Below are 9,608 nucleotides of genomic sequence, written 5' to 3' on the forward strand. Positions count from 1 at the left end.
CTTGCACCATTATCTGGTGACTGTCAGTTCCGCGACTGTCGCCACACGCACAATAGTAAAGGTTGTGCGTTATGTGAAGCAGTTACTGAGGGTAAAGTATTGCAGCGCCGCGTTGAAAACCTTGTGACGCTCAGAGAAGAGGCTGATACCAAACCTTATTGAGCCTTATTAAGCCTTATTAATTCTTATCCACTGTTAATCACGATGATGGCCATCACACGTTTACTATGGTTAGGCTAATCGGTATAATAGCGCCTTGTTCAATCCGTTAGGCTGTCTTCTCAGCGTAATAGAACACTTATTTTTTTGGAGGTATGGTTTGGATCGTGCGCTGGAATTTGTGGGCAACCACCCGTTTTTATTTGGTATATTAGCCGTACTAGCCGTGCTGTTTTTTGCTATTGAAAACAAACGTAGCGGTAAAAAGATTTCACCCAATACCTTGGGTATGATGGTGAACTCGCAAAATGCGCAGCTTATCGATATCCGTGCCAAAAAGAAGTTTGTTACCGGGTATATCCAAGGCAGTCGCAACATCCCATTTACTGAGCTAAAAGACCGTATCGAAGAAATTCGTGCGATTGAACAGCCAGTGATTATTATCTGCGACATGGGCGTACAAGCAGGTGCTGCCATTCAAATGATTGGTAAAGAAAACGTCTACCGCTTAGAAGGCGGTGTTGGCGGTTGGCAAGCGGCTGGAATGCCATTGGTTGGGCTAAAAGATACTAGGACGAAAGTTAAGTCAAAGCCAAGCTTACATAAGTAGATTGATAACGCATTCTATCCAACGGTAAGTTATCTATCGATAATGAATCAAAAAGACACTTCTTTATAGGGTGTCTTTTTTTATGTGGCATTTGTGATACTCACGATGCTTTTGTTGGTATTTGGCTTGAATTTATATCGCCTATCCCCACTTTATAGTGAGCATAATAGAATATAGGCTTGTGATTTACTTGATTGCAGCCTCGATAGGCAAATTTTATAATACTATTTTCCATCCTATAACGATTGCTCTATACACTTATAAATAAGGATTTCTCATGACAGTATCTGTTAAAGTTTATACCACCCCTATTTGCCCGTATTGCTCAAATGCCAAGCAGCTCTTAAAATCAAAAGGCGTTGATTATGAAGAAATTGGCATGCACGATATGAGCAGCGACGATCGCCGTGCTCTTATGCAAAAGACCAATAACTATCGTACCGTGCCACAGATTTTCGTTGGTGATACCTTTGTCGGTGGTTTTGATGAGCTCAATCAGATGAACCAACAAGGCAAACTTGACGAGCTATTGGCGGGTTAACTTGCTATTTTACCCTCTCATCTATCTTTATGACTGTCAAAATAACCTGATTATAAAAATAGACGAAGGCAATACTATAGAGCAATGCTAAAAATATCGGGCTTTTGTTTCGATTTATATTACAATGCTGTTTTATTATAATTTTATTTTGGTACAGCGGCAGTTTGCCCACTCATTTGATTAACTTTTAGAGGAATTATCATGGCTGAAGAACAAGCACAACCACAATTGGCACTAGAACGTATTTATGTCAAAGACATGTCACTTGAAGTGCCAGGCGCTAGCGTATTCACCAAAGAGTGGAATCCTGAGCTTGATATTAACTTGTCTAGCAATGCTGAAAAATTAGATGACGACCATTATCAAGTGGTCTTGACAGTCAGCGTTACGGCTAAAAACGCAGAAGAAGCGGCATTTATCGCCGAAGTACATCAAGCAGGTATCTTCTTATTAAAAGACATCCCAGAAGACCAAATCGGTCAAATCTTGGGTGCGTATTGCCCGAATGTCTTGTTCCCATATGCTCGTGAAGTCATCAGCGACATCGTCACACGCGGTAGCTTCCCGCAATTATTGCTTGCGCCAGTGAACTTTGACCAAGCCTATGCGCAAAGCCAGCAGCAAGCACAGGTTGATGCTGAAGGTAACGCCTAAGTTTTAAGTGAAAGGTAGGCTAATGCTATATTTAGCCTAGCCTATTTCGATAAAAAAGCCGTTTACTTAATTTAAGTAGACGGCTTTTTTATGGGTACTCTAGAGTCGCTCTGCTTCATAATTTGCATTCGCCAAGACTGTCGGTCATGGATTGGCCATAAAAAACCCTGCTGATTGCTATTACTAGCGGCAGGGTCTTTTATAGCAGCATTTGATCATCCGCCACACTGTGGCGTCAATACAAACATTAGCCTTTTAGGGCAGAAAATATTTGTTGCTTGACGTCATCAATACCTTGGGTACCATCAAACTTGTCATAGTTAGGCGCATCGCCGCCTTCTTGAGCTTTTTTCTGATAAAAGCCAACAAGCGCTGATGTTTGCTCATGATAGGTGGCCAAACGGTCACGAATGGTTGACTCTTTATCATCTTCACGCTGAATAAGTGCTTCACCCGTGACATCATCGATGCCATCAACCTTTGGTGGATTGTGGTCAATATGATAGACACGACCAGAGCCAGCATGTTGGCGACGACCAGATAAACGCTTGACGATTTCATCGTCAGGTACACTGATTTCAATCACATGGTCGATCGTTACGTTGGCATCTGCCAGCGCCTGCGCTTGTGGGATGGTACGCGGGAAACCATCTAAAATACAGCCATTCACACAATCAGGCTTAGCGATGCGTTCTTGCACGAGGTTAATGATCAGATCATCAGAAACCAAACCACCAGCGTTCATCACGTCTTTGGCTTGCTTGCCAAGTTCAGTGCCTTCTTTGATTGCTGCACGTAGCATATCACCCGTTGAGATCTGCGGAATATCATATTCTTTAGAAATAAACTGAGCTTGGGTACCTTTACCGGCGCCTGGTGGACCTAGCAAAATAATACGCATCATTACACGATTCTCCTTAATAATAGGATTTTGGGACTAATAAAACTTAGGGATTGGTGGTTTGCAGAGCTTACCTTACCTTGTGGCTTTCAAAAGCTCAAGTATTTTTAGTATTGATGCAGCAACATATGATGACTTATCTGTTCATCAGAGAAGGTTACGCGCCACAGTTAAGACGATGGCGCGCATTATATATAAGATGAAATTTTGGACTCAGCGAGCTAAGGAACTTGCTGATTAATAGCCACATTGACCTGATTTTGCTCAACGCTTATCACCACAGGATTGCCTGACAAGTCACCTGACTCCGCAGTAGCGGTGCCACTATGACTGATACGGGCAATGACCGCGAGTTGAACTTTTTCATCACGCGCCGATTTTAATGTACGTTCTGGCATCATGGCATCTAAATCGCTTAGGCTAATCGTTGCCTCGCCTTGCTTAATCACACTAATCGGTAAACGCTTAGCAGCAAATGGCGGACCACCTTTGACATCACGTATGGCGACAAATAATACATCTTCCGCTTTCACTAATGGCAACAATGAATCATCAATAGAGACAGTGACTTCAATACCTTCAGATGCTTGCTGCGCTTGCGCTGTGACATTGGCGCTTAGCTCATCAAGACTGCTCAGGGCTTGAGTATGGTCGCCTGGTTTGGCCGCAATACTCTTACGCAGGCGCTTAATCCAGCCTTGTGCCTGCTCAAAATTATTGCCACGCGCCTCGCCCATTGCCATCAGCATCTGTGCCCCTTCATGCTGCGGATTTTTGGCAAGAACATCTTGCAGCACACGGCGGCTATTGGCATCGAGCTGACCTTTATTCGCAAAAAAGCTAATTTGCGCATAGGTAGTGGCAATCTCTTCGTTGTCAGGTGACAGACGATAAGCACGAGACAAAGCCTCAATGGCTGACTCAGTGGCTTCTAACGATAAAAACAGCTCTGATAAACGCATCCAGCGATCAGGATCATCAGCATGACGATAGACGTTGGTCTGCATCGCGCTAATGAGTTGAGTGCCATCTTCAATCGCCCAAGCTGGCGGCTGGTCAATTTTGCCGGTCAATAAATCATCTGCCACTTGACCAACTTTGTCCTCGCTTACCCACAGATCAAATACTGGTGTACGATCACCGACTAAGAAATAAGCCAATGCTGCCAGCACAGGCACCCATACCATGATAATCAGACGACTCTTGACGCCAGGTGCGACCATGGGCGTCACTTCACGCTGAGCATCCAGCAACTGACGCTCAAGCTCAGTTTTTTGATTTTGATAATGGGTATCATCAATCGTGCCATTGTCTTTATCTGATTGAAGCTCTGTCAAACGCTCACGAAACACACCGATATTGATGTCTAGTAGCTGATTGTCGACGGGATTTTCTCGTAACCGTGACGCTCGTAGCCAAGGTGTGATAACGATAACTGCCAGTATGAGCGCAATCAATAAGCTTAGGGCAATAAATAAGCCAAAAGTAGAAAATAGGGTCATTTTTTGTCCTCTATGCTGGTGATGTCTTGATCCATATCATCAATACTATGGCTACGATTGGCTCGTGATAACAGATGATCAAGCTCCGCCTTTTCTGCTGCTGATAATGCTGCTGCGCTGTCGATTATCATACCGCTTTGACCACGGGCGATACGCTGACTGCGCTTGCTTTGCCAAAACCAACCCCCAATCAAGGCAATCAATAATAATGGCGGGAAGAACCACAATATCCACGTCGAAGGACGTACGGGCGGCTTATAAGTAATAAAATCGCCGTAACGCTCCTGCATATAAGCGCGAATCTCCCCATCACTACGACCTTCTTTAATCATGTCATAGGTTTTTTGCTTTAAATCTTGGGCAATCGGCGCATCAGAACCTGCCAGGTTTTGATTTTGGCATTTTGGGCAGCGCAGCTCTTCGATAAGACCGCGGTACTGGGCTTCTTGCTGTACTGAGTCAAAGTCGTAGACGTCAATGGCAGCATAAGAATTTATGCTTAGCACGCCGAACAGGCAAGCGATGATTAAACTTGCCAAATTTTTCGTGACAGATTTTAATGACATCATCATTTGCATGCCTCCTTCACTTGGTTAGGATCAGGGCTGACATTATTCTTATCAGCGTCGTTGAGCACCATCAAACAAGGGGTGATACGGCTTTGCCAATTACTCTCGTTGATCTCACCAACGATGTGCTGACGAATAACACCTTCTCCATCAACCACAAAGGTTTCTGGCGCACCCGTCAAACCCAAATCTAGGGCAAACTGACCAGATAAATCTTGAATAGACATCGAAAACGGATCACCGCCTCGATTTAAATAACCAAGGGCATCGCCAATATCATCTTTATAATTAACGCCCACCAGATTGACACCGCGTTCCTCTAACTGCATCAAAAAAGGATGCTCAATGATACAGGTTGGGCACCAAGAGCCCCATATATTCATCAAAAACGGCTGATCTGGTAGATTGTCATTGGTCATGATACGGCTGGTATCGGACAATAGCGGCAGCTCAAAAGCGGGCACCGGACGCTCAAGAGCGGTATTGGTGACGATCTCAGTCGGCTGACCTAAGCGAAAATACAGCATGACGATAAAAGCGGCAAAAATGACCAGCGGAATCAGAAACCATATTTTTATTTGGCTTTTTTTCATCGTTTGATTGCCTTTTTGCTCAGGACTTTTTTGAGGAGACTTATTTGACTGAGACATTTTACTTCTCCCCTATTGTTACTGTCGTATCTGTCGCATCATGGCTCTCTAAATCAGCAACCGTTGCAAAACCTGACTTGCTCGCTGCGATTTGGGCAGCTGTTTTGGTGGTTTTAAAACGATAGCGCCTATCAAGCATACTCAGCAGACCACCGAGTGCCATAATAATAGAACCAAGCCATATCCAGCGAATCAGTGGCTTCACATAAATGCGCACGGCCCATTGATCGCTGCCCTCGGCGATAGGCTCACCAAGTGCGACATACAAATCACGCATCAAAGTGGCATTGATTGCCGCTTCAGTTGTGGGCATCGTACTGATGATATAGGTCCGTTTTTCAGGATGAAGTATCGTGACATCTTCACCCTTCTTGGTTACTGTAACCTCAGCTTGCGTGGCATCAAAGTTGCTGCCTCTCGTCTCTCTTAAATCTGTGAGGGCAAAATCATAACCTTGAACATTCACCGACTCGCCAACCCTTAACGCCACATCGCGCTCGATGCTTAAGGTACTAGTAAAAGCAACACCGATAGCAGCTACGATAACGCCAACGTGCGCTGTTTGCTGCCCCCAGTAGCTCAAACGAAGCTTGGTCAAGCCCTTAAACAAGCTTGGGGCATTTTTGGTTTTGTCTTTAAAATCAACTGCCATCCAGAACAATACCCAAAAGCTCACCGCTAGGGTCACGCCAATATTGAGCATGGCAGATGAACTAACAAAATAGGCAATGACAGCAGCTAACACTAGGCTACTTGCCGCAATGACCATACCAACGCCCAATAGCGGACGACTGTCTTTTTTCCAGCGGATATTGGAACCCATGCCCATGGCTATCAGTAATAGCCAAGTCAATGGCACAAACAGCGCATTAAAGTATGGAGGACCTACTGATACCTGACCTAAATTAAAGGCGTCGGCAATGATAGGATAGAGCGTACCAAGCAATACCACCAAAGTTGCAATCAAAATGATGACGTTGTTAATGACTAAAAATGATTCGCGCGAAATCAGCTGATACTGACTCTCAATCGTCAGACGCCAGCCACGCATAGCGAACATCAATAGACCACCGCCAACAATAATACCAAGAATCGCTAAAATCACTAAACCACGCGTGGGATCGGCGGCAAATGAGTGCACCGAGGTAATCACCCCAGAGCGTACTAAAAATGTACCGAGTAAGCTTAAGGCAAAAGAGAAAATGGCTAGCATAATCGTCCACGCTTTAAAGACGCCGCGCTTCTCAGTGACGGCAAGCGAATGGATCAATGCCAAACCTGCCAGCCAAGGCAGCAATGATGCGTTTTCTACTGGGTCCCAAAACCACCAACCACCCCAGCCAAGCTCGTAATACGCCCACCACGAACCGAGTGCAATACCGATGGTTAAAAACCCCCAAGCGGCCAACGCCCATGGACGTGACCAGCGTGTCCATACCGCATCTAAGCGCCCCTCCCACAGTGCTGCCATACAAAACGCAAATGGCACCACCATACCGACATAGCCCATATAGAGCATCGGTGGGTGGATAATCAAACCAAAATCCTGCAGGACAGGGTTTAAATCAGTACCATCAACAGGTAAGTTTGGCAAAGTACGGTCAAACGGTGACGAGGTGAAAATAAGCATCGCCAGCATCATCATTTGCACACCAGCCAATATCACCAATACACGCGCGCGCATTGACAGTGGCAAACCGCGACTAAAGTATGAGACCAAGGCACACCAGGTTGCCATAATGGTCATCCATAGCAGTAGCGAGCCTTCATGCCCGCCCCACGTCGCTGACAACTTATAATACCAAGGCAGCAAGGTATTTGAATGCTGCGACACATAGACAAGGCTAAAATCATTAAAATAAAAGCCTGCCATCAATGCGCCGAACGAGACAATCATGGCGGCAAACTGCGCCCATGCCAAACTCGGTGCCAAACGCTGCCAAGCAACATGGTCACGCATAACGCCTATGGTTGGTAATACTACCTGCAAAATCGCCAACATAAAGGCGGCTAGCACGGCAAAATAACCCAATTCTGTGATTAACATACGGTCTAACCTTGTTTACCTTAATACGGTCATTGTTTATTTTAGGGATTGGTGTTGCGGGATATTCCAAAGTATCCAGTACTTATTACTGCTGGTATGTTTTGCTGTTATGCTCAACTTTATAGCCCCATCAACCATTGCAGCGCGGGGCGCTTACAGCATGGTACATTAGCGTCAACTTGTCACGTTTGTGTATCCACTCTGTATGCGATGTGTGTCAAGAACCTAAAAACTACTTATCACTGCATGGCTGGGAAAAACACCAAGACCAGATGCAGCCAACCTGCCAAAAACCCTGTTAAGCCACCAAGTACAATGAGTGTCATCTCATCTTCACGAAAAGCAGGTCGCAATAAGTTTTGGAACTCAGCAGGCGTCAGCGCACGGATACGATCACGAAACAGCCCAAATATCTTACTGGCACGGCTTTCATTGAGCTCAGGATCGCGTAGTGGCACCATGGTCGCGACGATCGACTTATCGATAATGGTATTTTTTAACTGTCCAAACTCACGGCGACCGAGTCCCAATCGTAAAGTGGTATTAATCACTGGTGACTCCAAGACTTTATATAGATGCGACTTCATCAACTCACGTGTTTCAATAGCACGGTCACCATACATCATCTCATTCATGATGTTCTCAAGCGTGACCAAATCTTTGACCACAATCTCAGCAAATACTTCAGATACTTCCTCTTGGCGCTTCATAAAGCCACCTTGGAGTCGATAGCGAGCGATATGCGGCAATTGCAACTTAATAAAGGGAAAATGGCTCTGCAGCGTAAAAAACTTCACATAACGAATATAATGCGGCTCTACCGGGTTAAACACCATCCAAATGGCAATCCAGTTGGTCAAGAAACCCCAAATTGCCGCAAAAAATGGCACCGTCCAATGCTGCGGCACGACCAAAAATATAAACATTTGGATAATGCCAAAAACCAGACCAATCAAGGCACTGATATGCCAGATAAAATTGATCTCTTTTTGGCCAACTTTTAAGAACATATTGACCATCAAGCGCCGATCACTCTCCATCTTATTGACAATCATCTTGCGCATATCGACCAAATCTTCAACATGATAGGTCAAGTCAGTCACCAAAGAGTGCATAATGTTTGGCAGCTCTTGGTGTGCTTGGGCATAAACACGGCGCTTGAGCGCATAAGGAAGATTGCCCCACAGTGCTGGCGAGTGATCAAGCATAATCTCATCAATCAAGCCTTCAAGGTTCTTATCGACCGCCTCAGTGATAAATAGCGCCATCTGCTCGGGCTCCATCGCCTGAAAAAACTCATCAAGCGAGCCAAGTTTCGATAGCGTCTGATCGACGATCACCCCTGATATCTTGCCAGCCTTTCGTGGGACAATACCTTGCCAGCCAAGACCCGGTAGCCCAAAGAATGGGAAATTAGGGATGCGTATACCACGAAACTTAATCGGATAAAACAGCATCTTGAGCGCCATCCATACGTGAATCCAAGTCACAAATGCTGTCACCGGCGGAATGGTCAGCATGGCAAAAAACTCAGGGTGCTCAGTGATTGTTTGCCACAATGAAGTTACATCCATGACGTTATGTATCCTTGCCGTGATGATCGATATTGAGCAAATATCCTGAGCGCACTAATAACGCTTAGCAATAAGAAGCCCTCTCCCCAATAATTACTACAAAATAAATCGCCTGATTTTAGCATACTTGCTACCTATTAGCACATGTAGACCCTAGGCAAGTTGTGACTAGAGATGACACGTTTTATCTGCTACTTGAATAGGTAAAACCCTTAACATACTCGGCTAAAGCCATTGCTACAGTGGCATTTTATAAGCATACCCCACTCTCAACTTGAAATAAGCAATTCAAACTGAAGAGGCGGGTTACCAAGTTTTTTGTTGAGTACAAAGCACAGATTGTGTGAAAGAATCTTACGAATCAATCGATGAGACAAATGCCATAAATCTCTTGCTCTCAC

9 protein-coding genes and 1 pseudogene are annotated in these 9,608 nt (G+C 45.0%); 3 read left to right on the forward strand and 7 right to left on the reverse strand.

Features of this window, described 5'->3' with window-relative positions; all coding sequences use genetic code 11:
• Window positions 1-319: 319 nt before the first annotated feature.
• From ABYU67_RS11170 to secB, 3 genes are all read left to right on the forward strand, one after another.
• Window positions 320-769, forward strand: a complete 450-nt coding sequence (locus ABYU67_RS11170) for a rhodanese-like domain-containing protein (RefSeq protein WP_372845212.1) — start codon at window positions 320-322, stop codon at window positions 767-769.
• A gap of 277 nt (window positions 770-1,046) precedes the next feature.
• Window positions 1,047-1,310 (forward strand): glutaredoxin 3, encoded by a 264-nt coding sequence (gene grxC / locus ABYU67_RS11175; RefSeq protein WP_372845214.1) that lies wholly within the window; start codon window positions 1,047-1,049, stop codon window positions 1,308-1,310.
• A gap of 201 nt (window positions 1,311-1,511) precedes the next feature.
• Window positions 1,512-1,964, forward strand: a complete 453-nt coding sequence (secB, locus tag ABYU67_RS11180; RefSeq protein WP_372845216.1) for a protein-export chaperone SecB — start codon at window positions 1,512-1,514, stop codon at window positions 1,962-1,964.
• Between the two features lie 247 nt (window positions 1,965-2,211).
• Here secB and adk read toward each other — a convergent pair whose 3' ends face one another.
• The 7 genes and pseudogenes from adk to ABYU67_RS11215 all read right to left on the reverse strand — a co-directional run.
• Window positions 2,212-2,865 (reverse strand): adenylate kinase, encoded by a 654-nt coding sequence (gene adk / locus ABYU67_RS11185; RefSeq protein ID WP_372845228.1) that lies wholly within the window; start codon window positions 2,863-2,865, stop codon window positions 2,212-2,214.
• 221 nt (window positions 2,866-3,086) lie between these two features.
• Window positions 3,087-4,367 (reverse strand): c-type cytochrome biogenesis protein CcmI, encoded by a 1,281-nt coding sequence (gene ccmI, locus ABYU67_RS11190; RefSeq protein WP_372845218.1) that lies wholly within the window; start codon window positions 4,365-4,367, stop codon window positions 3,087-3,089.
• Entirely contained in the window at window positions 4,364-4,939 is a 576-nt protein-coding gene (locus ABYU67_RS11195; RefSeq protein WP_372845220.1) for a cytochrome c-type biogenesis protein, read from the reverse strand. The genes ccmI and ABYU67_RS11195 overlap by 4 nt, the downstream gene beginning before the upstream one ends.
• Window positions 4,936-5,586, reverse strand: coding sequence for a DsbE family thiol:disulfide interchange protein (locus ABYU67_RS11200; protein WP_372845222.1), 651 nt, complete (start codon window positions 5,584-5,586; stop codon window positions 4,936-4,938). The genes ABYU67_RS11195 and ABYU67_RS11200 overlap by 4 nt, the downstream gene beginning before the upstream one ends.
• A 1-nt stretch (window position 5,587) precedes the next feature.
• Complete coding sequence (locus tag ABYU67_RS11205; protein WP_372845224.1) at window positions 5,588-7,633, reverse strand: heme lyase CcmF/NrfE family subunit; 2,046 nt, start codon at window positions 7,631-7,633, stop codon at window positions 5,588-5,590.
• 239 nt (window positions 7,634-7,872) lie between these two features.
• Complete coding sequence (locus ABYU67_RS11210) at window positions 7,873-9,207, reverse strand: hypothetical protein (RefSeq protein WP_372845226.1); 1,335 nt, start codon at window positions 9,205-9,207, stop codon at window positions 7,873-7,875.
• Window positions 9,208-9,476: 269 nt separating this feature from the next.
• Window positions 9,477-9,608, reverse strand: a pseudogene (locus ABYU67_RS11215) (IS982 family transposase); the annotation flags it as partial.

This window comes from Psychrobacter sp. (genome assembly GCF_041554015.1).
Lineage (GTDB): Bacteria > Pseudomonadota > Gammaproteobacteria > Pseudomonadales > Moraxellaceae > Psychrobacter.